This is a genomic window from Hippea jasoniae (assembly GCF_000744435.1).
In the GTDB taxonomy this organism is placed as follows: domain Bacteria; phylum Campylobacterota_A; class Desulfurellia; order Desulfurellales; family Hippeaceae; genus Hippea; species Hippea jasoniae.
In genome coordinates this window covers 124722-150020 of sequence record NZ_JQLX01000012.1, presented here as the reverse complement: position 1 = coordinate 150020, position 25299 = coordinate 124722, and the positions used below count along the sequence as shown (strand labels likewise).

Genomic DNA, 25299 nt, shown 5'->3' with positions numbered 1-25299 from the left:
CATGAGATTAAAAAGTGGATACGGTCTAACATTTGATGATGTATTGCTTTTACCCAACAGATCAGATGTTCTACCAAAGGATGTGGATGTTTCAACCACTCTAACAGAAAGATTATCTCTAAAAATACCCATTATCTCGGCTGCTATGGATACGGTCACCGAATACAGAATGGCAATAGCGATGGCAAGGCAGGGAGGCCTGGGTATTATTCACAAAAACATGCCGATAGAGGAGCAGGTCAAGCAGATCATAAGGGTTAAAAAATCAGAAAGCGGTATGATTATTGACCCGATAACCATTAGACCCGATGCAACAATAGAGAATGCCCTTGCCTTAATGAAAAACTACCACATCTCTGGAATTCCTGTAACGGATGAGACAGGCAAGCTGTTGGGCATAATCACAAACAGGGATGTGCAGTTTGAGAAGGATTATTCAAAACCGGTCAAAGATGTTATGACAAAGGAAAATCTAATAACGGCAAAAGAGGGTATTACACTGCAACAGGCTGAGGAGTATTTAAAGCAGTTTAAGGTAGAAAAGCTGCCTATCGTGGATGAAAACTTCAGAATCAAAGGCCTAATTACTATAAAAGATATCAGAAAGAAAAAGGAATACCCTTACGCCTCAAAGGATATACATGGTAGACTTCTTGTGGGAGCTGCAGTGGGTGTAAAAGATGGCATAAAGCGGGCAAAAGATCTTATTGCAGCAGGTGCTGATGTTATCGTTGTTGATTCAGCTCATGGACACTCCGTCTATGTTTTAAACCTTATAGAGAAAATAAAAAGCCTCTATCCAGAAACCGTTGTTGTGGGTGGTAATGTAGCAACAAAGGAGGGCACACGGGATCTTATAAAAGCAGGAGCAGACATTGTAAAAGTTGGCATAGGGCCTGGTTCAATCTGCACAACAAGAATAGTGGCAGGCGTTGGCGTGCCACAGATAACCGCAGTGAGTGAATGTGCCGATGAGGCAGCTTTATACGATAAAAAGATTATAGCTGACGGTGGCATAAAATTCTCAGGGGATATAGTAAAAGCACTGGCAGCAGGTGCAAGCGCTGTTATGGTTGGAAACCTTCTGGCAGGAACAGAGGAATCACCGGGTGAGTCTATCATTTATCAGGGTAGAAAGTATAAAATCTACCGCGGCATGGGCTCAATAGAGGCTATGAAAGAGGGCAGCAAAGACAGATATTTCCAGGATGAGGTTGAACCAGAAAAATTAGTACCAGAAGGCGTTGAGGGTAGGGTGCCTTATAAGGGCGAGGTTGCCGATGTTTTATATCAACTGATCGGGGGCTTAAAATCAGGTATGGGTTATGTGGGTGCACAAAATATCGAGGAGCTTAAGCAAAAAGCCACCTTTGTTCAGATTACAGAGGCATCCTTAAGGGAAAGCCATGTTCACGATATCATAATGACAAAGGAGCCACCAAATTACAATGTATAAAAAGATAGCTTTATTCGCTTTCATTGCAATATTGATACCGTCTATCTCTTTTGCGCGATGGATATATGTCTATTTTACCCCATCCTATGAAGCCTTAGATGCTATTATTGAAAGAATTGATGAAGCCAGGCAATCGATCGATGTGGCTGTTTATGATTTTACATCCAGACCGCTTGCAAGAGCCATAATAAAGGCAAAAAAAAGGGGTGTTAAGATTAGAATACTGCTTGATAAAAAGGCAAATAAAGATAGCATCTACTCTAAATACAGGTTTTTACGCCAGAATGGCATCACAGTTAGATTTGCCACGCCGCATATAGCCTGGAACAGGGAAGGGTTGATGCATAATAAGTTTGCCGTAGTAGATAAAAAAATTGTTATCACAGGCTCTGCTAACTGGACAGCAAGCGCCTTCAAGATAAACGACGAAAATATTTTAATTATAAATCGATTCGATATAGCAAATGTGTATGAGAAGGAATTTGAATACCTATGGAAGAGGAGTTTCATAAGATAAAGCGGGTTATAGATGCAAACCTCAACAGAACAAAAGAGGGATTGAGGGTTTTAGAGGAGATATCGCGCTTTATTTTAGACGATAAACAAACGACCCAAAGAATAAAGCAGATACGCTCAGATGTGGGTTTAAAGGCAAAGGAGTTGGATTTTGTTGCATTCAGAGAAAGTGCAGGTGATGTCGGTAGAAAGTTGTTTAGCAAGGGTGAAACACAAAGAAGCACCATCAAAGACATAGCCATAGCAAATGCAAAAAGGACTGAGGAATCCCTAAGGGTGCTTGAGGAGTTTTTAAAGATCATAAAACCCGACATGTCAAAATTTTTCAAAGACTTGCGATATGAAACCTATGAGATAGAAAAAATTCTACTGGAGAAAATAGATGAAAAGCAACATTAGGAATTTTTCCATAATAGCCCATATCGACCATGGAAAAAGCACTTTAGCTGACAGACTTATTGAGCTTACAGGTGCATTGAGCAAGCGTGAAATGAAACAGCAGGTGCTTGATAATCTTGAGGTTGAAAGAAAACACGGAATCACAGTAAAAGCCCAGACTGCAAGACTCAAATATTCATACAACGGCAATGAGTATATTTTGAATATGATTGATACACCAGGCCATGTCGATTTTGGCTATGAGGTATCAAAGTCGCTCAAGGCATGTGAGGGCTGTCTGCTTGTTGTGGATGCAACACAGGGTGTTGAGGCTCAAACGATAGCCAATGCCTATTTAGCTATCGACAATAACTTAGAGATCATTCCCGTGATCAACAAGATAGACCTACCAAGTGCAGATGTTGAAAAAACAAAACGAGAAATAGAGGATGCATTGGGGATAGATGCATCAACGGCTATAGAGATCTCTGCAAAAACAGGAGAAAACGTTGAAAAAGTGCTTGAAGCAATTATAGAGCGCATTCCTCATCCAAAAGGCAATTTAAATGAACCTTTAAGAGCGCTTGTTATAGATTCCTGGTATGACAACTACCGCGGCGTGGTTTTTATTGTCAGGGTTTTTGATGGAGAGTTTAAGGTTGGCGATAAAATCATGATGTACTCAACAAAAAAGGAGTATGAAGTTGAAGAGTTAGGCTATTTTACACCCAAGCAGGTTAAGGTTGATGGTTTATCAGCTGGCGAGGTTGGATATGTCATTGCAAATATTAAAAATATTAAAGAAGCTGTGGTAGGTGACACATTAACATTATCAAAAAACCCAACAACAAAACCGTTCGAGGGGTTTCAAAAACCCAAGCCGTTTGTGTTTGCTGGACTTTACCCAACAAATCCAGAGGATTATGACGATTTAGCAGAAGCATTAGAAAAATTGCAGTTAAACGATGCATCCTTAACAGTTGAGAAAGAAAAATCAGACTCTTTAGGTTTTGGTTTTAGATGTGGCTTTTTGGGTGTATTGAGTATGAATATTACCAAGGAGAGGCTTGAGGAGGAATTTGATCTTGATGTTGTAATGACAACACCGAGCGTTTTATACAAAGTGGAGAAAACCAACTCTGAAATAATCGAAATTTCAAACCCCTCTCAACTTCCACCACCTCAAACAATCAAGGCAATCTATGAGCCGATGGTTGATGCAGAGATTATTACACCGTCAGAATTTGTGGGTAATCTGATAAAACTACTGCAGGATAGGCGGGGAAACCAGAAAGAGTTGCTCTATATAGCCCAGGATAGAGTGCTTTTAAGATATAGACTACCTTTATCGGAGATTTTAGTTGATTTTTACGATAAATTAAAATCTCTATCAAGAGGATACGCATCGTTTGATTATGAATTTGCAGGTTTTGAAAAGGCAGATTTAACAAAGCTTATAATTTTAGTAAACTCAAAGGAGATCGATTCATTTTCATTAATCGTACCAAAAGAAAAGGCATACAGAATTGCAAGAGAGGTTTTAAAAAACCTGAAACAATATATACCAAAACAGCTGTTTGAAGTAAGGCTTCAGGCAAAGGTTGGCGGCAAAATCATAGCCAAAGAAACCATTGGGGCATTAAGAAAGGATGTACTTGCAAAATGCTATGGTGGTGATATAACAAGGAAGAAAAAACTGTTAGAGAAACAGAAAGAAGGTAAAAAAAGGCTCAAAAAATTGGGCAATGTGAGCATTTCAAAAGAGGCGTTTATAAAATTGATGCAGATAAAGGAGAGTTAAATTGAAACAGCAAAAAAAAGATGTTGTAGGTGAATGGATAAAATCAATCATTATAGCATTAGTTATTGCACTGTTTATCAGGGCTTTTTTTGTTGAAGCGTTTAAGATACCATCATCCTCAATGGAACCAACGCTTCTAATAGGCGATCATATACTTGCAAATAGACTGATATACGGCATAAGAGTACCAATAAGCGGAAAAATCATTATACCTGTTGAACATCCTAAGGTTGGTGATATAGTAATTTTTAGATATCCACCCAAACCATCTGTCTATTTTATCAAGCGGTGTGTTGGTGTTGGCGGTGATGTATTGATGATGAAAAACAAAGTATTATATAGAAACGGTAAAAGGGTAAATGAGCCTTATGCGATTTACACAGACCCACATATTTATCCAAGAAATACGGATAATCCAATAGTAAAAGCAAGATGGGGTTCTCGTGATAACTGGGGGCCTGTTAAGGTGCCTCCTCACGAATACTTTATGATGGGCGATAATCGCGATAATTCATACGACTCACGATACTGGGGTTTTGTGCCTGAAAAAGACATAGTGGGCAAGGCGTTTATCATTTATGGATCATGGACATTCTCACCCTTTAGAATACGATTTAAAAGGTTTTTTAAACTAATTCATTAAAATGAACAGCCTTAATCTACCAAACTCAATAACAGTTTTAAGATTGATTTTAGTTATACCTACAACAATTTTTTTAATAAAGGATAAATACACTTTGGCGGTTATACTTTTTTTTGTTGCCGCAATAAGTGATATTGCCGATGGTTTTTTTGCACGAATATTAAACCAGAAAACAAAAGTCGGCGCGATTTTAGATCCTTTAGCAGATAAATTCCTTATTAACTATACATTTCTTATTCTTTCAACAAAGGGCTTGATTCCTCTTGTACTATTTGGTGTTGTGCTGTTTAAAGATATTATTTTGATAAGTGGCAGTGTTGTGGGTGTTTTAACCTCAAAAAATTGTAAATTCAACATAAAAGCAAGTATCTGGGGCAAAATATCCACTTTTTTGCAGGTTGTAGTTATAGCAGAGGTATTTTTTAAAATATTTAACACCTACTTTAACAAAACACTGTTTGATATCACTGTGTATGTGTGCATATTGTTATCTATTGCGGCCTTAACTGATTATACAAATAGATACCTAAAAAGGGAGGAGTTATGAAAATTACAGCAAAGCCCAATATTGGAGGCAAAGACAGGGAGTTGAGATTAATCGGTGGATCTATTTTAACATTAATTGGCTGCATCACAAAAAAGCCTATCATCAAAACAGCTGGATGTATCTTGCTTACAACAGGCATAGCAAGAAAATGCGTCTTCTATGATCTGCTTGGAATTGACACAACAAATTCTTGAGATTAACTGCTTTTTTTGCTATAAATGGGCTTTAGTTTATGTAGGAGGTTTGAAATGGCAAGAAGATGTGAGATATGCGGTAAAAAAGCACAGGTATGGTATAAAGTCAGTCACTCCCATATCAGAACAAAGAGAAAATGGTATCCCAATATCCAGAAGGTAAAGGTAGTGGTTGACGGCAAAGTAAAGAGGATGAATGTCTGCACAAGCTGCCTAAAAGCAGGCAAGGTTCAAAAGGCCGTGCATTAAAAATATGCCAAAAGGGGCGTTTGAGCCCCTTACACCTTTATCTTTCTATCAAAAAACGGGTTTTTTGTAGTGGCAGAAAGGGGGATTCCGTAAGCACCCCTAACTTTAAAAGAATACCTTTCCTTATAATACCCCATCTCAACAGCAGCCTGACCAATCGATATCATTATCCTGTTATCCACACCAAAAATTGATGCAAGCTTTACAAGGCTACCGATGGCAATACCACAATCTGTAGTGGTTACTGCACAAATGCCACCATTTTTAGCACATTCATCGCAACCTGAAAATCCGCAAAAACCACAGTCAAAACCGTGATAAAACTCCTTGAATCCAATCAAAATAATATGCGATACATCTTTGCAGTTTATAGCATCCCGTTTATAGAAGCTCTTACCGCCCCTATCTGTTATAGTCTCCATCTGTGAAAGGATCTTTTCTTTTATCTTTTTATCCGACACAATGTCTACAACTATATCATCTCTTCCAACGCTTTTTGGAGCAGTAATGGCATCAATCACAAGCAGTTTTGATACAATATCTATCGCCTCATCAACTATCACTGTAAAAACCTCCTTTCAACAAAAGCTCTAAGTTTTAGCAATGCCTTGGTTTTAATCTGAGAAACTCTTGATTCTGTTTTGCCTATAATTGAGGCAATCTCTTTCATGTTGAGGTCTTCGTAATAATACAGGTTTAACACTATAATCTCTGTTTCAGTTAAATGAGATAAACCCTCTTTTAAAACATCCTCAAGCTCTTCTTCGTAGTATTTCTCCTCTGGTGATTTAGCTGCTTTATCCTCGATTACCTCAAGCAGTATAGCATCGCCATCACTTACTGTTTCATCTATACTCATCATCGTGGCATTTGCCTGTCTTCTAAGCAGCTCATTGAACTCATCTATGTCAAGATCGGCTTTTTTTGCTACCTCTTCATCTGTAGGATTAAAATTACCACTATCCATAAACGATTTATAGGCTTTGTGAATTTTTTTTAGTTTATCGCGGGAGTAGCGAGAAACAGGGTCAATTTGTCTTAATTTATCTAAAATATAACCTCTGATCTTTGTGTTGGCATAAGACTTAAACTCAGAAAAGCTTCTTGATTCATCCCACTTTTCAATTGCCTTTAAAAGACCCATCATACCGATCTGGACAAAGTCATCCTCATCGTATCCTTCAGGCATCCTTACAACAGTCTTTTTAACGATTCTTCTTATAATTGGATAGTAACCGTTAACAATTTCTTCTATATCCATGCGACAACTCTTTTAGATTATGCAGCTTCCTGAGTTTCTTCCTCTTGTTGCTCCTCTTCTAAAGTCTCTTCTTCCTGCTCTGCGTTTTCCTCTTGTGCTTCATCTTCCTCTTTCTTTAAAAACTGCAAACCAACAAAATTTACAGCCGCCGCAGTTGCTATACCAAACAGATAAAAAGAGATAGCGGTAAAAAAGGTTTTAACAAAGGCATCAAAAAAATCGATACCTTTATATGTAAAAATCAATGTGCAAAGAGCCGTCGCAACCAATGCATAAAATGAAGAAATCCATTTGGGGTCAAGCAAAATACCCTCTTTCAAATTATGCCTCCAACATCTTCAACAGCTGTTCTTCATTTATAATTTCAACCTGAGCTTTCTGAGCTTTTTTTAGCTTTGAACCCGGATTTTCACCTACAACAAGGTAGTCTAAATTCTTACTAACAGAATTTCTTACAATACCACCATGTTTTTCAATCAACTCTTTGTAGTAATCCCTTGGTTTGGAGAGCGTGCCTGTAAAAACAAAGCTTTTGCCTTTGATTTTCGGGTTAACTTTTCCTGTATCTTCTTCAAAATGCACGCCGGCCTTTAGTAGTTCTTCTATCATTTTTAGGTTCTTTTCCTCACCAAAGAAAGCAATTACGCTATCTGCTATTTCTTCACCAATACCATCTATGGAAAGCAGTTCCTCTTTTGTTGCTTTTTTTAGATTATCAAGATTCTTAAATCTCTCTGCAAGTAGCTTTGCCACATATTCCCCCACATGCCTGATTCCCAATGCATAGATAAATTTAGCAAAAGTAGTGCCTTTTGAGCGACTCAATGATGTTAAGAGATTTTCTGCAAGCTGCTCACCAACCCTATCAAGCCCCATCAAGGTGTCTTTATTAAGTTTGTATAGGTCTGCAACGCTTTTTACTATACCCTTATCAACAAGCTGCTCAATGAGTTTATCGCCAAAGCCTTCTATATTCATGGCCTTTCTTGAGACAAAATGCTTTATCGACTCCTTCAAAACCTTGGGACAATTGATGTTTGAGCATCTATAATACGCTCCGTCTTTTACCACTTTAGCGCCACACACCGGACAAAACTGCGGCATTTTGAAAGGCCTTTGGGTGCCATCTCTTAATTCCTTAACAGGTTTTACAACCTCAGGAATTACATCACCAGCCCTCTGAACAAACACCGTATCCCCGATCATAATATCTTTTTTCTCTATTTCATCCATCGTATGCAGACTTGCTTTTGATACAACAACGCCGCCGATTTTAACAGGCTCTAATATTGCAACAGGCGTTAGAATACCTGTTCTGCCAACATTCACTTCTATGTCTCTAATCTTTGTTGTTGCCTGCTGGGCTTCAAATTTAAATGCAATTGCCCATCGGGGAGATTTTGTTGTAAATCCAAGCTTTTTCTGTAGCTCAAAACTATTAACCTTTATAACCACACCATCAAGCTCATAAGGCAAATCTTTTCTTATCAAACCAAGATACTCTTTATGCTTTATCGCTTCTTTGATATTTCTGCATAACTTATTCAAATCACTCACAGGAAAACCCATCTGTTTTAACACCTCGAGTGCCTCAAACTGTGTGGAAATTTCTTTTTTATAGCCTTCAATCTCTCTGATTGCATAAAAAATCATTATTAGATTGCGCTTTGCGGTTTCTTTGGGGTCAAGCTGTCTGACTGAGCCAGCTGCTGCGTTTCTTGGGTTTGCAAATACACTCAAGCCCTCGTTAAGTCTCTCCTCATTTATTCTTTTAAACTCATCCTTTGTAAGTAAAACCTCACCCTGAACATCCAAATATTGAGGTGGATCGTTTAAGATAACAAGCGGAACATTGCGAATTGTTTTTATGTTTTGTGTTACATCCTCGCCGGTTAAACCATCACCCCTTGTTGATGCAACGCTAAGTTTGCCATTTTCATAAATGATTGAAATCGATAAGCCGTCAAATTTGGGCTCAACGCAGTATTCTATATCTTCATCCTCATCAAGTTTTAAAAACCGTTTAACCTTTCTGTCAAACTCTATAATTTCCCCTTCCTCAAAACCATCATCCAGTGACATCATGGGGATTTTATGCTCAACCTTTTTAAATTTTGAAAGCGGCTTTCCCCCAATCCTAACAGTTGGCGAATTTTCATCGTAAAACTCAGGAAACTGCTCTTCTAACTCTTTGAGCCTCTTAAGCATTGCATCGTATTGACTATCAGAAATAACAGGGTCATCTAAAACATAGTAGCGGTAGTTGTGGTAATGTAGCTGTTTTCTTAAATCCTCTATGATTTTTTTAGCCTCCTGCTTATCCATTTTTGCCTCCTGCAAACCTCTTCATGCAAAACTCACCGTTTTCATAAACAACATAACTAAACTGCTCAAAAAAATCTCCCGTGTTTATGTATAATCCGTTTTTAAAATTCTTAAACACACTCTTATGTGTATGAGCTAAAATCACTACATCAACCTCATCAAGCTGTTTTTTTGCAAACTCCTCAAGTGCCCTATATGTGCCCCTGTAGGGTTTATTTTTTAGTTTACTCTTTGAAAAATCAGAGGCAAACCCTGCAAGTTTTAAAAGTGTTTTTGGTGGAACACAACGGTTTATAAACTCAAGCGTTATGTCGTTTTTCAAAAAATATCTAAACAGCATATAAAATCTATCGTTTTTATCAATAGCATCACCATGGGCAAGATAAACCCTTTTTGAGTCTATTGTCTCAATTGCATAGTCATCTATAACCTCAACAGGTAAAAACCTTTTGATATTTTTTAGCCTGTATTCGTGATTTCCCTCAAAGAGAACTACACGGCTATACTGTGCAACCAATCCCAAAGCCTCAAGCAACGGTTTATGATGAGGGTATATTTTTTCATAACCATAGTAAAACTCAAATAGATCCCCAAGAATATAAACGGTATCGTATTGTTTAACAATAGATATTAAAAAATCAACAATAGCTGAACTTTTTGGATAGTGGGCATCAGAAACAAATAAACATCTCATAATCTTTTTAGGTAATATTTGGCAAATAGAAAACCAAACGAAAATCCGCCTATGTGGGCAAACCAGGCTATATGACTAAACCCACCAGCCAAAGCCAATACACCGTTGAAGTATTGCATAAAGAACCAGATAATGATAAACAGCCAGGCTGGTATCTGTATAAATGTAAAAAACAGAAAAATAAAAATAAGCGTTGTTATACGAGCTCTCGGGAAAAATACCAGATATGCACCAATAACAGCCGAAATTGCCCCACTTGCACCGATTACAGGAGCTCTAAGATGAGGTGTTACAGCACCCTGAATCAAAAAGGCAACTACACCGCCAGCAAGATAAAATAACAAGAAATTTACATGCCCCAATCGATCTTCAACATTATCTCCAAAAATCCATAAAAACCACATATTGCCCAAAATATGCATAAATCCACCATGAAGAAACATAGACTCAAAAATATTGAGAAACTGGGTTATGTAGTGATGCTTTTCAAAAAACATATACGGTATAAATCCATGCCTAAATATAAAATGCGTAAATGAAGGCTGTGATAGCTCATAAAAAAATGCTAAAACATTCACGGCAATCAATGTATAATTAACAACAGGGGCTGAATATGATGGTATATCATCCTTAAGCGGTATCACTTAATTTTCTCCTTCTGTAGCTTCTAATTAAATACTTTATCAAAAAATAGCTTATAACGGAAACAAAAACACCAAAAATAACACTGCCTGTTAATATATCAAAAAACGCCTGCTTTGATCCGCTTAAATAGTGCTGTAGACTGAATGGCTTTAGCTCAAATGAAGTAGGATCGTTTAGCAAAAACTTACCAATTCTATATTCTATATAAAACATCACAGGCACACTCCAGGGCAGGTTGACCCACGAGCCTATTAAAGCAGCAACCTTATTCAATTTAAAAAGAAAGGCAACAGCCAAAATAATAATCGTGTGAATTCCAAAAAAAGGAGAAACAGAGACATAAACGCCAACAGCAAATGAAATTGCTATCTTTTCTGGTGTATCATCAAGCGCTAATAGATCTTTTAGAAGCTTCCGATACGAGATTTTTTTCAAATTTAACCTTATTTTTTAAAAAATTTTCCCAAACCAGCAAAAGGGTTTTTTCTTTCTAATTTTTCTAAAGCCTCAGATGCCATCTTATTTGAAGGGTCAATCTTGAGCGCCTCTTTATAATACTTTACAGCCGACTCCTTTAGCCTGCTTTTTTCATACACCATGCCTATATAAACATAGGGCAGGGCATCCCACGGGTTTAAATCAAGGCTTCTTTTAAAATACTTTAAAGCCTGATGGAGTCTGTTCTTATTAAGCAATGCTATGCCAAGAAGCATATTGCATTCAAAGTCCATCTCATCTTCTTTGGGTCTTAACAGATCTATCGCTGCGTTGTAATCGCCTTTTTTGATGAAATAGTTAGCCTTCTTTTTAATATATTCCAAGTTATCTTTTTCATCCTTAACTTTATCGTTTATATCAGCAACCTTACCCTCTTTTATGAGAGAATATGCATAGGAAATCTCTTTGAACCGTTTTTCTTTAGCTATTCTATCTGCCTCATCTATTGCAGTATCTGGATGTAGCTGTTTTGCCAACGACAAAAAAACCTTTCTTATCTGCTCAAACGAGGCAGATCTGTCTACTCCCAAAACCTCGTATGGATCCATTACTGGTAGTTTTTAAACCGCTTTTTTAATTTTTTTAAGATATTATTCTCTAACTGCCTGACCCTTTCCTTGCTAATGCCGTATTTTTCTCCAATCTCGCGCAGGGTTCTTGGTCTGCCATCATACAAACCGTACCTCAATTTTATTATATCTTTATCCCTTTGAGGCAAGGTCTCGATAAATTTATTAACCTCTTCGATAAGAGATTCTTTGATATACCTATCCTCGGCTGACTCATCCTCCACACTGATCAACTCACCCAAAGACACATCCTTATCATCACCAACATATTCATCCAAAGAATCCACATATATCCTTGAAAACTCGGCATTTTTTAGTTCTTTTTCACTTAGGTCTGCCATTTCCTGAAGCTGCTTATCCATTGGATCCTCATTAAACTGCATTCTGTAGGCTTCCTTTAAATTATCAAGCTTTTGAATTCTGTTTTTTGCTTTAACGGGAATCTTGATAGGCGCAGACTGCTCGGTTATATATTTCATAATCGATTGTTTTATCCACCAGGCTGCATAGGAGATAAACTTTATATCTTTATCAGGGTCAAACTTCTTTGCTGCCTTAATTAAACCTAAATTGCCCTCATTAATCAAATCAAGTAAAGGAATGCCTAAATTCTTGTATTTTTTTGCCACACTGACAACGAACCTTAAGTTGTGTTTAACGAGCTTCTTTAAAGCCTCCTTATCACCCTTTCTTATCCTGTAGCCCAGCTCTTTTTCCTCATCTGCTGTCAAAACAGGAATGTTAGCTATCTCTTTTAGATAACTCTCAAGCGCTGTGCTTTCTGTATCGTTTTTATCCACTTCCAGAACTATCTTTTCACTTTCCATCGAGTATATCCTTTAGCATCCTCAAGTATAATGCCTTTTTTTGCAAGCTCATCCCTGATTGCATCAGCCGTTTTAAAATCCCTGTTTTTTCTTGCTATAGCTCTTTTGTCTATCATATCCTCAACCCACTTCACATCAATATCATCGGGTATGAACCACTTTGCAGAAGAGCTGCCAAAAACACCTAAAACATCTGAAATCCTCTCAATGGCATCAAGGAATAGCTCTTTATATACTTTTTTTGGTTTATCGTTATTCTTATCAACATTATCCAGATAGCTATTGAACTGCTTTATTGTAGAAAAAACCTCACCTATAGCCTTTGGTGCATTAAAATCATCATCCATCGCAGCCTCAAATCTATTAATTAAACCCTCAAGGGCTTCCTTTAGGCTATCATCCTCAACGCCATTTTTATCAAACGGTGTATCCTCAAGCCTTTTAATAAAATTATAGAATCTGTTGAGTGCCTCTTTTGCAGCATTCAAACCATCAAAAGAGAAGTCGATAGGGCTTCTGTAGTGGGTAAGCAGTAGAAAGTATCTCAACACCTCACCGCTAAACTGTTTTAGGATATCCCTGATTGTAAAAAAATTTCCCAAAGATTTGCTCATCTTCTCTTTATTAATCCTTACAAAACCGTTGTGGATCCAGTATCTTGCAAATGGTTTACCTGTTGCTGCTTCACTCTGGGCTATCTCATTTTCATGATGGGGAAAAATCAGATCCTCACCACCGCCGTGAATATCAAACGACTCACCCAGATACTTCATGCTCATGGCTGAGCATTCAATGTGCCAGCCAGGTCTGCCATCACCCCAGGGAGAATCCCAAAAAGGTTCATTCTCTTTGGAGTGTTTCCATAAAGCAAAATCAAGCGGATTTTTTTTCTTATCGCTTACCTCAACCCTTGCTCCGCTTTTTAGCTCTTCTATGTTTTTGTGAGACAGTTTGCCGTAATCTTTAAATTTTTCAACGCTGTAGTAAACATCACCATCTACCTCATAGGCAAAACCCTTTTTAATGAGGGTATCTGTAAGGTCAATGATCTCTTTGATATGCTCTGTGGCTTTTGGCTCATAAGTTGGCTTTTTTATGCCTATTGCTTCCATATCCCTGTAATACTCTTCAATAAATCTGCTGGAGATCTGATCAAAGCTCACCCCTTCTTTATTTGCACGATTGATAATTTTATCATCTATATCTGTAAAGTTTTTGACAAAAACTACCTCATAACCTTTAAACACCAAATACCTGTAGATTATATCAAACACCACAGCACTTCTTGCATGACCGATATGGCAGTAATCATAAACTGTCACGCCACATACATACATGCCAACCTTCTTAGGATTTAACGGCCTAAATTCTTCTACCTTTTTTGTTGCAGTGTTATAAATTTTCAACATTCCCTCACCTCAAAATGTATTGTTGTGTTCTATCTGGCACTTCATCTATTCCGCCAATAGAGTTAACAAATATTGCAAAATAATTTTTATACTGGCTAACCACTACGCCTTCTGCAATCTTAATGGGCTCATAGGCACCTTTATTGATCCTGTCGATTTCAACCTTTTTAAGCAGAATATTAGAAATGGGCTTTTGGGCTTTAAAGAAAAAGAAAAATCCAAGTCCGCTTTGAAACTCGCTTTGATAGGAAAACATCTGTCTCAAAGGAACCTTGCCTGCTTTAGCTTCTTCTAATTTTCCTTTTAGCACAATATAGGGATAAACACTGCTTATAACATCGTCGTGTGTAATTGAGCCTATAGATTTTATAACTTTAGCTTTAAAGATCCCTTTTCTTATGGGTTTTAAAACTTTAAGCTCTGCTACAACAACATAAACCTCATCCAGATCATTGCACATAGATGTATCCAATCTATCCTTTAGATTTCTATAGACATAAACAACCTCAGGCAAGTTGTTTAAATGCGTGTGAATATACACTACATCACCCTTTGACACCTCAACATGGCTGTAACTATCCCAGCTGATATAACCTATTCTAAACTGATCTTTATGCCATAAACATGTATGATAATTGCATATTGAGTAAAATTTATATCCGTCATACCAGATGGGTGCAATATACTTTTTTTGACCAATGTTTTTTGTTGTTTTCTGTTTATTTTTATTTTTTGAAAAAATTTCAAGACCGTGGTCAGTGATCTTTAAGATCTCTCCAGGAAAAATCAAATTCGGGTCGTTTATATATACATTGTTGTGCCAGATCTTACCCCATAAAAACGGATCTTTATAGAATTTTTTAGATATATCCCACAATGTATCATGCGGTTTTACGATGTATAGGTCTCCATACTTATAAGCATAGCTATTCAGCGCAAAAAAAACAATCAACACAACAAGCACCGTTTTTCTCATAACTAACTCCCTTTAATCTTTTTTGTGTAGCTACTTAATGGAAAACGTTTAAGTAGTTGATTTTTGTACATCCTTACCTGTTTTTTCTTACCCATTTTTTTATAGATCCTAATCAAACTAAAAATCGCCGCATCTGTTTTACCACCTTGAGAAACACTGCTGTATGGAAATTCATTAATGATTTTTTTAAACAAGGCTATTGCTTTTTTTATATCACCCATATGGATATTGCAGTATGCAAGCCAGTATAAGGAATTATCATATAGATCTGAGGTTTTATATTTTGCAACAAATTCTTCAAACAAAATACTCGCCTGTTTATAGTTGCCTTTAAAATATAAAGATAGAGCTTTTTTGTATAACTCTTTGGGCGTTAGGTTACTGCCTTGTTTATATTGCCTTGAATCTATAGAATTTCTCTTATCATTTGGGCCTTTACCTGTTGTAGCTACTTTTACAATGGGTGGCGGTATGCTGCTGACCTTTACTTTTTTTTCATTTTTGGGTTTTGCAGCTATCTTGATATTATTTATCGAGTGAGCCTGTTTCTTATTGCTTTGTTTTAAATTCTTTTCAATCTTGATTGTTTTTTTTGTTATAGTTGTTTTAGCAGGTTTTTTCTCTGAATTATTAGCTTCATCAACTGAAAGGTTATCAACTACTACTGCAGGAGGAATAGCCGATAATATACTATCGTTTTGCATTTGCCTTCTGATTCTCTCTTTGATTCTTTCAAGTTGGGCTTCAATAGAGCCAATTCTTTTGCTATTTTCTTTGATTCTAAAGCTGTTATAATCGATACGCTGCTGCATAATATCCAATCGTTTCAGAATAAAACTGTTGTCAAAACCACAGGAGGTCAAAAACATCACCATTACTACAGGAATTAAAAACCTTACATACCTCATTGACTTAACTCCTTATTTAAATGATTTTAAAGTATGCCCTACCATCTGTCAACCACAAGCTTTATACTTGCCAAAACACCTGAAAGCTCATATAATTTTATAACTTAAATTAAAGGGGGAGAGATTATGGATCTCAAAAAACTACTTGTTGGAAGTATCGTTGCAGGTTTTTACACCACAACTGCATTTGCTGCTCAAAACTACAGCGACATTTTAAACAAACTAATTCCACCAACAATTAGCTACAAGGTAAAGGTGGAAAAAAACAGCCAACTAAAAGGGTTTGACCAGCTAAATGTATCAATCATCCAGAAAAAAACAGGAACCGTCTATCATCGATACCTGTGGGTATCAAAGGACAAAACAAAGATAATACCTGTTCTACTTGAAAACAAAAACGGTAAAATCGTTAGAGTAAAACCCCAACAAAATGTTGAACGGATTCCTGTGGATATATCGTGGCTAAACAATCTCATAGAAAAGCTACCAGAATGGGCAAAGAAATCAATCGGAGAGGGCAGAGAGGTTTATCTTTTTAGCGATCCATTGTGTCCATTTTGCAAAAGAGAGCTGCCCAAACTACTAAAACTTGCAGAAAACAAAAAGATAAAACTCCATGTTTTGCCGTTTGATGTGCATGGACCTCAGGCAAAAAAGGGTAGTGCAGTATTTTTAGATATTGAAAAGAAAAAAGGCCTAAAGGAAGCACTCAATAAGGTAGAGCTTGCAAATTTTGGTGATGTAGAAAAGATGGCAAACACAAAAGAAGCCGCTGAATTGCTCAAAAAATACTCAAAAGTACTTGATGAAATTCAGAATGCTGCAGCAAAAGCCGGCATAAACGGAACACCTGCAATGTTGATTAAAACATCCAAAGATAAAGGGTATCTGATTTTGGGTTTAACGGATATAACGCCATACATAAAATAAACAATGAAAAAAGCCTTAAAGATCATAGGGGCAGCTTTTGCTGCCCTTTTTATTATCATCGTTATAGCAGTAGTAGTTGTCTGGAACAAATTCGACGCAGCGGCTATTTTAAATATCATCAACTCAAATAAAGCAAAACTCAAGGAACAACACATAAATCTTAACATAAAAAATCTCTCTATCAACAAGCAATTTCCATATTTAACAGTTAGAGCACAACAAATAACAATTACATCAGGACAGTTTAATGCCACCTGCGAGGATATTTACGATAAAATAAACATCGTTAAATTTCTAATCTCTTTGGCTGGTGGTAAATACTACGCTGGCAAGATAAAGATCAGCAAAGCCAATGTGGTATTGCTATCTTCGAATCAAAAAACAAACATAAACGAGATACACTTTCCAACAATTCCTGTTGATTTAGAGATAAAGCAAATACTCTTAAAATACAAAGGCTATAAGCTTACTGGAGGTATTTCAAGTTATTTTAACCCCATTACAAACTCAAACTCGATACATTTCATAGGAAAAATCAACACAATCTTTTTAAAACTCTCAGCCAAACTTTCAAAAAAGTACCTTACATTAAATATTTTTACCCCTCATATTATATTTAACAGTTTAAATGCAACCCAGATCTCAGCCAATATAAAGATAGGCAGTTCAAAACAGATTACAATAGATGCAAGTGGATTAGATATTCGCTACAAAAAATTCATATTTATAAAACCAAGGTTAATGGCAACTCTAAATCTACAAAAACCGCTTGAGATAGAAACATTGCAGTTTAGAAGCAACAACGGCTATGCAGTTAAACTCAAAGGCAGTATAGATGCAACAAAACCACTCAAAAGCGTTGTCTTTGGTTCAATAACCACACCTTTTATAAGCCTAAACCGCATAACACCTTTTCTGCCTGAAGATCTAAAAAACTACCTGCTTAAAGGAAAAGTAAAATTAGACAATATAAATTTTGCAGGCAAACCACCAATATCCTTTATAAGAAATGGCAAAGTGATTATAGAAAACGCTGAATTTAGAATAAATACAAAAGATAGACCATTTTTTGTTAATAAGGCAACGGTTAACATAACACCAGAAAAACTCAAAGCAGAAGGTTATGGCAATTTCGAAGGCGTTAAAGCCAAAAAAGCCCTTTTTATCGTTTATCGAAAAAATCTCTCATCAGATATACATCTCTTGCTTGATGGCAGTTTGAATGATTATGTAAGGTTGTTTTTAGAAAACAACATACTGGGTAAAAACGATTTAAAAATTATAGGTAAAACATCAAATCTAAAAGGATACGCCAAAGCAACAGTGGATGTCTATGGGTATCGCTTCAAGCCGAAACCGTATTTTGACTTTGATATAAATATAGTATTAAACAATGTTGAATTGATAAACAAAAACATACCCAACGGGTATATTAAGGCAAAAGGAAATTTAAGAATCAAAAGAACAACATCAAAGGGTAGGGTGGTAAAACTTTTTTTAAACTTCAAAAATTTCACCGCCCAAACAAAAACATCCTATCTTGATACAAACAACTTTGTACTTACAATTCAACCTGCATTGCACCTCAAAGGTAATATCACAACACGATTATCCTCAGTTGATTTAAAAAAACTGTTTAAAGAATTCAACAAAACACCACCAAAGGTATTATTAAATGCGATTACAGTTAAAAAAGCCTTTATCGATGGAACGCCAGCTAACTTAAGTTTCAGATTAAATACAAAATTAAAGTTTACTGACGATATTTTAGACTCCTATGCAGAAGGTATTATAAAAAACAATATACTCAGCCTAAAAAACATAACTATAAAAGGCTTTGGCAAGTCAACAGCATCTGCAAAAATAGACTTAAGCAAAGAAAAAATTCTGTCTCTCAAAGCACAATTTAACAACTTCAAGATAGAAACCATCTCAAAATTAATGGGCAAAAACTACAGCGGCATTGTAAACGGCAACATAACAATTCAACCGGGCAAAAATAAACCTTATCTAAAAACAGGCAATCTGCTGTTAGAAAATATAAAAATATATAACTACATACTACCACACGGTTCTGTATCTATAAAAAATAATCTGATCAATTTTAAGGTAGATGTAAAGCACAACAAAGAAACCGTCACTGCTGATGGAAAATACAACTACAACAACAATTCATTGGCCGTTAAAGGCTTCTGTGATAGTTTTACCGTTGACCTGACAAAAAAACATAAAAATACTTCACTCAAAACCATAAAATTACCCAAAATGGACATAGATGCTGTCTTTTCAACTATTGCCCTAAAAATCAAAAAAAGGAATGGTAGTGTAGTGATAGGTCCTGCCAAGCTTGTCCTTTTAAACAACAAAAACAAAGCCACGATGTATTTTGTAGCTGTTAAAAGCCGCATAAATATAAACTACGATAAATATTCAAAAAAGATAGTAGCTAAAGTAAAAGATTCCGCCATCTGGTCAGCTCTTACAGATTGCACAAAACCAACACTGCAGCTTAAAATAGAAGCTATTCTTCACAATCCTTACACAGATATAATCGACCCTTTAAAACTCAACGGTTTAATAGATTTTGAGGCAAGAAATGGCTGTATAAAAAATACACCTGCAGCAATCAACCTGTTCTCACTCCTAAATCCATTCAAACTATCTCTAAGTGGCTACAAAATTTCTAAAGGCATTGATTATGATACATTAAAAGCTCATCTTTTTTTGAAAAACGGTTCAATAGAGGCAAAAGAGAATAAACCGTTATACTTAAAAGGCAAAACACTCGATCTATTCGCATACGGCACTTACGACTTAAATAAAAGTTTTATAAACGGTTATGTTACATTTATCACATTCTCAACTATAAACAGCATCGTTTCAGAAATTCCAATAATTGGCTATATCCTTACAGGCAAACAGAAAAGCTTTACAGGTTTGTGTTTTAAAGTCAAGGGCAATATCAATAATCCATCAATAAAACCCGTGCCCTTTAAAAATCTTGCAAAAGGTGTCTTTGGTGTAGTAAAAAGAACGCTTGAATTACCTTTGGAATTGTTTGGAGTGGGTAAATGAGAAATTTTAGAAAAGAGCTAAACAAAAAAATCCTTATACTGGACGGTGCAATGGGCACTCAGCTTCAGCAACTTGGCATCTTAAAAGAAGGTGTTTCTCCCGACTACCTGAATATCACTCATCCAGAAGCAATTGCACAGATTCATAAGTCCTACTTAGAAGCTGGTGCTGATATTATTGTTACCAACACATTTGGAGCAAACAGGCTAAAACTTGCCGAATTTGGTGTTGAAGATAAGGTTTATGAAATAAACTATCAGGCTGTAAAGATAGCCAGAGGTGTTGTAAAAGATAAAGGTTTTGTTTCTCTATCCATAGGACCAACAGGAAAGTTTATCCAACCTGTGGGTGATGCTGAGTTTGATGAAATCAAAGAGATATTCAAAGAACAGGCGCAGGCAGCTGTTGATGCAGGTGTAGATCTATTTTCACTTGAAACATTTATGGATATAAAAGAGCTCAAAGCAGCTATAGTTGCCATAAGAGAAATCACGGATAAACCGATTATCGCCATGATGACATTTGCAGAGGATGGAAGAACAATTCTTGGCACAACACCTGAGGTCTTTGCAAAGACTATAGAGGCGATGGATGTAGATGTGATCGGCGCAAACTGCTCTGTTGGGCCGGATCTGCTGGATAAATTTGTTAAACAGATGGCCGATGTAACAGATAAACCTTTAATCATTCAGCCAAATGCAGGCATACCCCGTCTTATTGATGGAAAAACGATATTTCCCGTTGGACCTCAAGAGTTTGCAACTTATGCAGAAAGTTTTGCTCAATATGCAGCCATTGTTGCGGGATGCTGTGGCACATCGCCTGAGCATATAAAGCTACTTGCAAAAAAATTAAAAAACAGAGAGGTTAAAAAAAGGACAATAGAAAAATCTACGGTTCTGACAAGTAGGACAGAATTGTTGCAGATAGGTTATGGAAAACCTGTAGTTTTTATCGGTGAAAGGCTCAACCCAACAGGCAAAAAGCACCTCAAAGAGCAGCTAAGAGAAGGCAAAACAGGTTTATACAGAAAAGAGGCTATTCAGCAGGTAGAGCATGGAGCTAAAGCTTTGGATATCAATGTTGGCACCCCCATGATTGATGAAAAAGCCATGATGAAAAAATGCGTGCTTGCTGTCCAAAGCGTTGTTTCTGTTCCGCTTGTAATAGATTCATCAAATACAGAGGCAATAGAGGAGGGTCTAAAGGCAGCTGACGGTAAGGTTTTGATAAATTCTGTTAATGGTTCTTTAGAAAGCTTAGAAAAAATCCTGCCTTTAGCAAAAAAATACGGTGCAGCTGTTTTGGCTTTGCTATTGGATGAAACAGGCATCCCCGATACATCAAAAGAAAGGGTAGATGTGCTTGAAAGAATAATAACAAAAGCAGAAGAGTTTGGCATAAAAAATGAGGACATCGTAGCGGATGCCCTTGCTCTAACTGTGGGAAGCGACAAATTACGAGCCTTAGAAACATTAAAAACAATAAGGTTAATCAAGGAGAAATACAACCTGACAACAATATTGGGCTTAAGCAATGTATCATTTGGTCTGCCAAACAGAAAACTGATAAACGCCTCTTTTCTTGCAATGGCAGTTTACAACGGCCTTGATAGTGCAATTGTTAACCCATACGATGAGCTGTTATGGCAGATTAAATATGCAAGCGATCTTATTGTGGATAGAGATAAGGATGCTTCAATCTATATAGAAAAATCATCAGACATAACACTTACTGGCAGTCAGAGCAATAAGGCAAAAATGGAGCTGATTAGCTCTCCTTTTGAAAAAGGCAGCCTGGAAGATAAGCTGTTTATGTGCGTTGTTGAGGGCAACGAAGAGGAGATAATCACACTTACAAAAGAAGCATTAAAAGAATATGAGCCGCTTGAAATAAGCAATAAAATGCTTATACCCGCTTTAGATGTCGTAGGAAAGCTCTATGATAAAGGCATATACTTCCTGCCGCAGATGATCAGGTCTGCAAATGCAATGAAGAAGGCGTTTAACATTTTGAAGGATGAGATCAAAAAGAATTCTAAAAAAACAAAAACCGGCAAAACCATTGTAATAGCAACAGTCAAAGGCGATATACATGATATAGGTAAAAACATTGTATCTTTACTGCTTGAAACAAATGGATTTGAGGTTATAGACCTGGGTAAAAATGTAGATGATGATACTATAATAAAAGCCATCAAAGAGCACAACGCCGATGCAGTGGGTTTAAGCGCCCTTATGACAACCACAATGATAAATATGAAAAATGTGATAGATAAGATAAAAATGGAAGGTTTAAAGGTAAAAATCATGGTTGGCGGCGCTGCTGTGACAGAGGAGTTTGCTAAAAAAATAGGCGCTGATATGTATGCAAAAGACGCTATCGAGGCTGTGAGGTTGGCAAAAGAAAATGTATAGGGTTTTAGTAGTAGATGATGACGATCAGATGAGAATGGCCCTAAATGCCACACTAAAGCACCTAAACCACTCGCCTGTCGTTGCAAAAAATGCAAAAGAGGCTTTAAAGCTCATAAAGAAAGAGGATTTTGATGTTATAATTAGCGACCTTAAAATGCCCAAAATGGACGGCATAGAGTTTTTGAGTGAGGTAAAAAAGATAAAAAAAGATATACCGTTTATTATGATTACGGCTTTCGGTGATGTAAAAACAGCCGTTGAGGCTATGAAGTTGGGTGCTTTTGATTTTATACTTAAGCCATTCTCTCAGGAAGCACTACAAAAGGTGCTACATCTTGCTGTATCGCATAAAACAATAAAAAAATCAACAACGCAGAAGAATGATACTCCCTTTGCATTTATTTACAAAAGCAAACAGATGGAAAAAATTGTTAACCTTGCAAGCAAAGTTGCAAAAACCGATGCAACGGTTTTATTAATCGGTGAAAGCGGCACAGGAAAGGAGGTGTTGGCAAAATATATCCATTCACAAAGCCCCCGCTGTAATTCTAAATTTGTTGCTGTAAACTGTGCAGCTATTCCATCAAATCTATTGGAAAGCGAAATGTTTGGATACGAGAAAGGCTCATTCAGCGGTGCCACAAAAACCCATAAGGGCAAATTTGAACAGGCCAATAAAGGCACACTGCTTTTGGATGAGATTACAGAGATGCCACTTGAGCTACAGGCAAAGCTGTTAAGGGTAATTCAGGAAAAGGTCATAGACAGAATTGGGGGCGTTGAACCGATAAAAGTGGATGTTAGAATTATCTGCACAACCAACAGAAATATAGAGGATTATGTAAAAGAGGGAAAATTCAGGGAGGATCTATATTACAGAATAAGTGTTTTTCCAATAACCATTCCGCCTTTAAGAGAAAGAAAAGAAGATATACCATTACTTGCAGAGCATTTCTTGAAGCAGTTTTCAAGCTCATTTGGCAAAAATATTGAAAAAATAGACGATTCGGCCATGGAGATACTGATAAATTATCCGTGGCCTGGAAACATAAGGGAACTTCAGAATGTTATTGAGCGAGCAGTCGTTTTATGCGACAAGGATAAACTAACCAAAGAGGATATCTATCTGCACAACATGGGCTGACAAAAAGCCAGCCCACTATTTTTCTATTTTACGCTTACGATCTCCACATCAAAGATAAGGTCTTTGCCTGCAAGAGGATGGTTAAAATCTATTGTTACAAACTCCTCATCAACCTCTATGATTGTAACAGGCAGGCTTGCTGTCTGGGTCTGGGCAAGTAGCTGCATGCCAACCTCTGGCTCAATATCTGCAGGTAGTTGATTTCTTTCTACCCTTTGCACAGCCTCGGGATTCCTTTCACCGTAGGCATCAGCTGCCTTTACAACAACCCTCTTTTTTTCACCTTCTTCCATACCCTCAAGTTCTTGCTCCAATGCAGGAATAATACTTCCCTCGCCAAAAACAAACTCAAGTGGCTCCTTTCCTTCGCTTGAATCAAACACCGTTCCATCATCGAGCCTTCCGACATAGTGCATCTGCACTGTCTTATCCTTGGAAACCTTCATCAAAAATCCTCCAAAACAAAAATAATAAAATATTATTGCATAAAAAAGGGAATTTTGCAAATATTTAGATATTTTTCAGGAAATTTATCAGGCGGTTCTTTTCATCCTCTCTGTGGCGACATATATTGCAAATTTTTTCATTGGATGTCGTATAAAAGGTCTTACCACAGGATTCACAAACAACTTTTGCTGCCTCAAAAGCAACATACGGTTTTGTTTTAAATAGTGACGCACTGCCCTTATATATTTTGATTGCCTGAGGCAGGCATGCGTGCTCACACTCCCTACAACCCACACACAGGGCAGGATTGAACTTTATTAAGCCTTTTAAATCATTCTTTTCTACTAATATTGCATCCATTGGACAGATATGCTCACAGATCCCACACAAATTGCATTCATTTGAAATCTCAAGTTTAGCTATATCATTAAATTTCCTATCATGTTTAATATCTTCATGTTTAATCTTCTCAAGTAGCAACTCTCTTTTTGTTTTTTTATGTTTAAATTTCCTTGAAATATTAAAAAGACTGCGTCTATCCATACTTTCCTTGGGTATAAAAGTGCTTTTATCAGGATATGTTTTAATAGTTAATCTAAATTCAACCCCAAACGAAAGTAAAAGGGAAACAGTATTTTTTAGGTTTTTATAAAAATAGGGCAGGGTGGATTTAAATTTACAATTTTTGCAAATACCCCTTTTTATAACAACTGACTTATCTTTCAATAAAGCAAACAATAGGTCATCTGTTAGTCTGCTTAAACAAGCTACCCTGTTTTTAGCAAAAGAAAATATACAACCAACCTCAATCTTCTCAGCCTGTTCTATATTTGACAATATAAATTCATCATCCTTTGAGATATCAATACTCCCAAAAGGACATGCAGCATAGCATAAGCCGCATTTAATGCAAATATCATGAGCAATTTCTATTCTGTTTGGGAATCCAAATCTTACAGCATCAACAGGACAGATATCCTCACAATAGCGGCAGTGAGTTTTTGAAAAATTATGCCTTATGCATCTTGATTTATTTACATCAATTTTAGAGGAGAGCACAAAATCCATGCTTGTATTATTACACAGATTATTTTTAAGTTTCAAGTATCGTTGATATTGACTTTTTTTAAGCTAATAATTACACTGTGGCAAAAGGAAAGGAGGTGTAAAGATGCTGCCAAGCATGCAGGAGTTAGCTCCTATATTAATATTGCTTTTAGTTATTTTTGGTGCAAGAAAATTGCCAGAAATCGGTGCTGGATTAGGCAAGGGCATTAAGGAATTTAAAAAATCGATGAAAGATATTGAGGAGGATGAGCAAAAAGAGGAGAAAAAACCACTAAATGCCGAAATAGAGAATGAAAAAACAAAAGACGGTGAGGCTAATTAA

27 protein-coding genes are annotated in these 25299 nt (G+C 36.7%); 13 read left to right on the top strand and 14 right to left on the bottom strand.

The window, feature by feature from the left end; all coding sequences use genetic code 11:
* Window position 1 precedes the first annotated feature (1 nt).
* From guaB to rpmB, 8 genes are read left to right on the top strand one after another with little or no spacing between them, the layout of a single operon-like run.
* Window positions 2-1456: an IMP dehydrogenase gene (guaB, locus tag EK17_RS04375; protein WP_035587834.1), complete on the top strand. Its 1455-nt coding sequence runs from the start codon at window positions 2-4 to the stop codon at window positions 1454-1456.
* On the top strand, window positions 1449-1973 hold the full coding sequence (locus EK17_RS04370; RefSeq protein WP_035587831.1) for a phospholipase D family nuclease: 525 nt from the start codon (window positions 1449-1451) through the stop codon (window positions 1971-1973). Before guaB ends, EK17_RS04370 begins: the two co-directional genes overlap by 8 nt.
* Window positions 1949-2371 (top strand): hypothetical protein, encoded by a 423-nt coding sequence (locus EK17_RS04365; protein WP_035587829.1) that lies wholly within the window; start codon window positions 1949-1951, stop codon window positions 2369-2371. Before EK17_RS04370 ends, EK17_RS04365 begins: the two co-directional genes overlap by 25 nt.
* On the top strand, window positions 2355-4151 hold the full coding sequence (gene lepA / locus EK17_RS04360) for a translation elongation factor 4 (protein ID WP_035587827.1): 1797 nt from the start codon (window positions 2355-2357) through the stop codon (window positions 4149-4151). Before EK17_RS04365 ends, lepA begins: the two co-directional genes overlap by 17 nt.
* A 1-nt stretch (window position 4152) precedes the next feature.
* Window positions 4153-4794 carry a signal peptidase I gene (gene lepB / locus EK17_RS04355; RefSeq protein ID WP_035587824.1) on the top strand — a complete coding sequence of 214 codons (642 nt, stop codon included), beginning with the start codon at window positions 4153-4155 and terminating at the stop codon, window positions 4792-4794.
* A gap of 1 nt (window position 4795) precedes the next feature.
* A complete protein-coding gene (locus EK17_RS04350; protein ID WP_051904419.1) occupies window positions 4796-5341 on the top strand; it encodes a CDP-alcohol phosphatidyltransferase family protein in 546 nt (181 codons plus the stop codon).
* A complete protein-coding gene (locus tag EK17_RS04345) occupies window positions 5338-5535 on the top strand; it encodes a YgaP family membrane protein (RefSeq protein ID WP_035587822.1) in 198 nt (65 codons plus the stop codon). Before EK17_RS04350 ends, EK17_RS04345 begins: the two co-directional genes overlap by 4 nt.
* 54 nt (window positions 5536-5589) lie before the next feature.
* The gene (gene rpmB / locus EK17_RS04340; RefSeq protein WP_035587819.1) at window positions 5590-5784 is read left to right on the top strand and encodes a 50S ribosomal protein L28; all 195 of its coding nucleotides are present in this window, start codon (window positions 5590-5592) and stop codon (window positions 5782-5784) included.
* 29 nt (window positions 5785-5813) lie between these two features.
* On the opposite strand, the gene EK17_RS04335 is transcribed toward rpmB, so the two are convergent.
* From EK17_RS04335 to EK17_RS04280, 12 genes are read right to left on the bottom strand one after another with little or no spacing between them, the layout of a single operon-like run.
* Window positions 5814-6347, bottom strand: a complete 534-nt coding sequence (locus tag EK17_RS04335; protein WP_035587817.1) for a ferredoxin domain-containing protein — start codon at window positions 6345-6347, stop codon at window positions 5814-5816.
* Window positions 6344-7045, bottom strand: a complete 702-nt coding sequence (locus EK17_RS04330) for a sigma-70 family RNA polymerase sigma factor (RefSeq protein ID WP_035587814.1) — start codon at window positions 7043-7045, stop codon at window positions 6344-6346. The genes EK17_RS04335 and EK17_RS04330 overlap by 4 nt, the downstream gene beginning before the upstream one ends.
* A gap of 17 nt (window positions 7046-7062) precedes the next feature.
* Window positions 7063-7365 carry a hypothetical protein gene (locus EK17_RS04325; RefSeq protein WP_035587812.1) on the bottom strand — a complete coding sequence of 101 codons (303 nt, stop codon included), beginning with the start codon at window positions 7363-7365 and terminating at the stop codon, window positions 7063-7065.
* 1 nt (window position 7366) lies between these two features.
* The gene (gene ligA, locus EK17_RS04320; RefSeq protein ID WP_035587809.1) at window positions 7367-9370 is read right to left on the bottom strand and encodes an NAD-dependent DNA ligase LigA; all 2004 of its coding nucleotides are present in this window, start codon (window positions 9368-9370) and stop codon (window positions 7367-7369) included.
* Window positions 9363-10064, bottom strand: a complete 702-nt coding sequence (locus EK17_RS04315; protein ID WP_035587807.1) for a UDP-2,3-diacylglucosamine diphosphatase — start codon at window positions 10062-10064, stop codon at window positions 9363-9365. Before EK17_RS04315 ends, ligA begins: the two co-directional genes overlap by 8 nt.
* A complete protein-coding gene (locus EK17_RS04310; RefSeq protein WP_035587805.1) occupies window positions 10061-10708 on the bottom strand; it encodes a rhomboid family intramembrane serine protease in 648 nt (215 codons plus the stop codon). Before EK17_RS04310 ends, EK17_RS04315 begins: the two co-directional genes overlap by 4 nt.
* Window positions 10695-11144, bottom strand: a complete 450-nt coding sequence (locus tag EK17_RS08990; RefSeq protein ID WP_051904418.1) for a DUF2062 domain-containing protein — start codon at window positions 11142-11144, stop codon at window positions 10695-10697. The genes EK17_RS04310 and EK17_RS08990 overlap by 14 nt, the downstream gene beginning before the upstream one ends.
* A gap of 8 nt (window positions 11145-11152) precedes the next feature.
* Window positions 11153-11755 (bottom strand): DnaJ domain-containing protein, encoded by a 603-nt coding sequence (locus EK17_RS04300; RefSeq protein WP_035587803.1) that lies wholly within the window; start codon window positions 11753-11755, stop codon window positions 11153-11155.
* Window positions 11755-12603 (bottom strand): sigma-70 family RNA polymerase sigma factor, encoded by an 849-nt coding sequence (locus tag EK17_RS04295; RefSeq protein ID WP_035587801.1) that lies wholly within the window; start codon window positions 12601-12603, stop codon window positions 11755-11757. Before EK17_RS04295 ends, EK17_RS04300 begins: the two co-directional genes overlap by 1 nt.
* Entirely contained in the window at window positions 12585-14012 is a 1428-nt protein-coding gene (cysS, locus tag EK17_RS04290; protein WP_035587799.1) for a cysteine--tRNA ligase, read from the bottom strand. Before cysS ends, EK17_RS04295 begins: the two co-directional genes overlap by 19 nt.
* A 4-nt stretch (window positions 14013-14016) precedes the next feature.
* Window positions 14017-14988 (bottom strand): LysM peptidoglycan-binding domain-containing protein, encoded by a 972-nt coding sequence (locus EK17_RS04285; RefSeq protein WP_035587797.1) that lies wholly within the window; start codon window positions 14986-14988, stop codon window positions 14017-14019.
* Between the two features lie 2 nt (window positions 14989-14990).
* Window positions 14991-15896, bottom strand: coding sequence for a tetratricopeptide repeat protein (locus EK17_RS04280; protein ID WP_035587794.1), 906 nt, complete (start codon window positions 15894-15896; stop codon window positions 14991-14993).
* A 126-nt stretch (window positions 15897-16022) separates the two neighbouring features.
* Between EK17_RS04280 and EK17_RS04275 the strand changes: the two genes are divergently transcribed.
* Genes EK17_RS04275 through EK17_RS04260 form a run of 4 tightly spaced genes read left to right on the top strand, consistent with a single transcriptional unit; the run spans window position 16023 to window position 23462 of the window.
* Entirely contained in the window at window positions 16023-16826 is an 804-nt protein-coding gene (locus EK17_RS04275; RefSeq protein ID WP_035587792.1) for a DsbA family protein, read from the top strand.
* 3 nt (window positions 16827-16829) lie between these two features.
* Window positions 16830-19901: an AsmA-like C-terminal domain-containing protein gene (locus EK17_RS04270; protein WP_035587790.1), complete on the top strand. Its 3072-nt coding sequence runs from the start codon at window positions 16830-16832 to the stop codon at window positions 19899-19901.
* On the top strand, window positions 19898-22318 hold the full coding sequence (locus tag EK17_RS04265; RefSeq protein WP_035587787.1) for a homocysteine S-methyltransferase family protein: 2421 nt from the start codon (window positions 19898-19900) through the stop codon (window positions 22316-22318). Before EK17_RS04270 ends, EK17_RS04265 begins: the two co-directional genes overlap by 4 nt.
* Window positions 22311-23462, top strand: coding sequence for a sigma-54-dependent transcriptional regulator (locus EK17_RS04260; RefSeq protein ID WP_035587785.1), 1152 nt, complete (start codon window positions 22311-22313; stop codon window positions 23460-23462). Before EK17_RS04265 ends, EK17_RS04260 begins: the two co-directional genes overlap by 8 nt.
* A 23-nt stretch (window positions 23463-23485) precedes the next feature.
* Here the strand turns inward: EK17_RS04260 and EK17_RS04255 are convergent, their stop codons facing one another.
* The gene (locus tag EK17_RS04255) at window positions 23486-23908 is read right to left on the bottom strand and encodes an FKBP-type peptidyl-prolyl cis-trans isomerase (RefSeq protein ID WP_035587783.1); all 423 of its coding nucleotides are present in this window, start codon (window positions 23906-23908) and stop codon (window positions 23486-23488) included.
* 64 nt (window positions 23909-23972) lie between these two features.
* A complete protein-coding gene (locus EK17_RS04250; RefSeq protein WP_035587780.1) occupies window positions 23973-24977 on the bottom strand; it encodes a 4Fe-4S binding protein in 1005 nt (334 codons plus the stop codon).
* Window positions 24978-25080: 103 nt separating this feature from the next.
* Here EK17_RS04250 and tatA point away from each other — a divergent pair, with 103 nt between their 5' ends.
* A complete protein-coding gene (gene tatA / locus EK17_RS04245) occupies window positions 25081-25299 on the top strand; it encodes a twin-arginine translocase TatA/TatE family subunit (RefSeq protein ID WP_035587778.1) in 219 nt (72 codons plus the stop codon).

Excerpts from the sequence above, each read along its gene's own strand:
- guaB (WP_035587834.1), top strand. The coding sequence starts at position 2 with ATGAGATTAAAAAGTGGATACGGTCTAACATTTGATGATGTATTGCTT.
- EK17_RS04370 (WP_035587831.1), top strand. The coding sequence starts at position 1,449 with ATGTATAAAAAGATAGCTTTATTCGCTTTCATTGCAATATTGATACCG.
- EK17_RS04365 (WP_035587829.1), top strand. The coding sequence starts at position 1,949 with ATGGAAGAGGAGTTTCATAAGATAAAGCGGGTTATAGATGCAAACCTC.
- lepA (WP_035587827.1), top strand. The coding sequence starts at position 2,355 with ATGAAAAGCAACATTAGGAATTTTTCCATAATAGCCCATATCGACCAT.
- EK17_RS04350 (WP_051904419.1), top strand. The coding sequence starts at position 4,796 with ATGAACAGCCTTAATCTACCAAACTCAATAACAGTTTTAAGATTGATT.
- EK17_RS04345 (WP_035587822.1), top strand. The coding sequence starts at position 5,338 with ATGAAAATTACAGCAAAGCCCAATATTGGAGGCAAAGACAGGGAGTTG.
- rpmB (WP_035587819.1), top strand. The coding sequence starts at position 5,590 with ATGGCAAGAAGATGTGAGATATGCGGTAAAAAAGCACAGGTATGGTAT.
- EK17_RS04330 (WP_035587814.1), bottom strand. The coding sequence starts at position 7,045 with ATGGATATAGAAGAAATTGTTAACGGTTACTATCCAATTATAAGAAGA.
- ligA (WP_035587809.1), bottom strand. The coding sequence starts at position 9,370 with ATGGATAAGCAGGAGGCTAAAAAAATCATAGAGGATTTAAGAAAACAG.
- EK17_RS04315 (WP_035587807.1), bottom strand. The coding sequence starts at position 10,064 with ATGAGATGTTTATTTGTTTCTGATGCCCACTATCCAAAAAGTTCAGCT.
- EK17_RS04300 (WP_035587803.1), bottom strand. The coding sequence starts at position 11,755 with ATGGATCCATACGAGGTTTTGGGAGTAGACAGATCTGCCTCGTTTGAG.
- EK17_RS04295 (WP_035587801.1), bottom strand. The coding sequence starts at position 12,603 with ATGGAAAGTGAAAAGATAGTTCTGGAAGTGGATAAAAACGATACAGAA.
- cysS (WP_035587799.1), bottom strand. The coding sequence starts at position 14,012 with ATGTTGAAAATTTATAACACTGCAACAAAAAAGGTAGAAGAATTTAGG.
- EK17_RS04285 (WP_035587797.1), bottom strand. The coding sequence starts at position 14,988 with ATGAGAAAAACGGTGCTTGTTGTGTTGATTGTTTTTTTTGCGCTGAAT.
- EK17_RS04280 (WP_035587794.1), bottom strand. The coding sequence starts at position 15,896 with ATGAGGTATGTAAGGTTTTTAATTCCTGTAGTAATGGTGATGTTTTTG.
- EK17_RS04275 (WP_035587792.1), top strand. The coding sequence starts at position 16,023 with ATGGATCTCAAAAAACTACTTGTTGGAAGTATCGTTGCAGGTTTTTAC.
- EK17_RS04270 (WP_035587790.1), top strand. The coding sequence starts at position 16,830 with ATGAAAAAAGCCTTAAAGATCATAGGGGCAGCTTTTGCTGCCCTTTTT.
- EK17_RS04265 (WP_035587787.1), top strand. The coding sequence starts at position 19,898 with ATGAGAAATTTTAGAAAAGAGCTAAACAAAAAAATCCTTATACTGGAC.
- EK17_RS04260 (WP_035587785.1), top strand. The coding sequence starts at position 22,311 with ATGTATAGGGTTTTAGTAGTAGATGATGACGATCAGATGAGAATGGCC.
- EK17_RS04255 (WP_035587783.1), bottom strand. The coding sequence starts at position 23,908 with ATGAAGGTTTCCAAGGATAAGACAGTGCAGATGCACTATGTCGGAAGG.
- EK17_RS04250 (WP_035587780.1), bottom strand. The coding sequence starts at position 24,977 with ATGGATTTTGTGCTCTCCTCTAAAATTGATGTAAATAAATCAAGATGC.
- tatA (WP_035587778.1), top strand. The coding sequence starts at position 25,081 with ATGCTGCCAAGCATGCAGGAGTTAGCTCCTATATTAATATTGCTTTTA.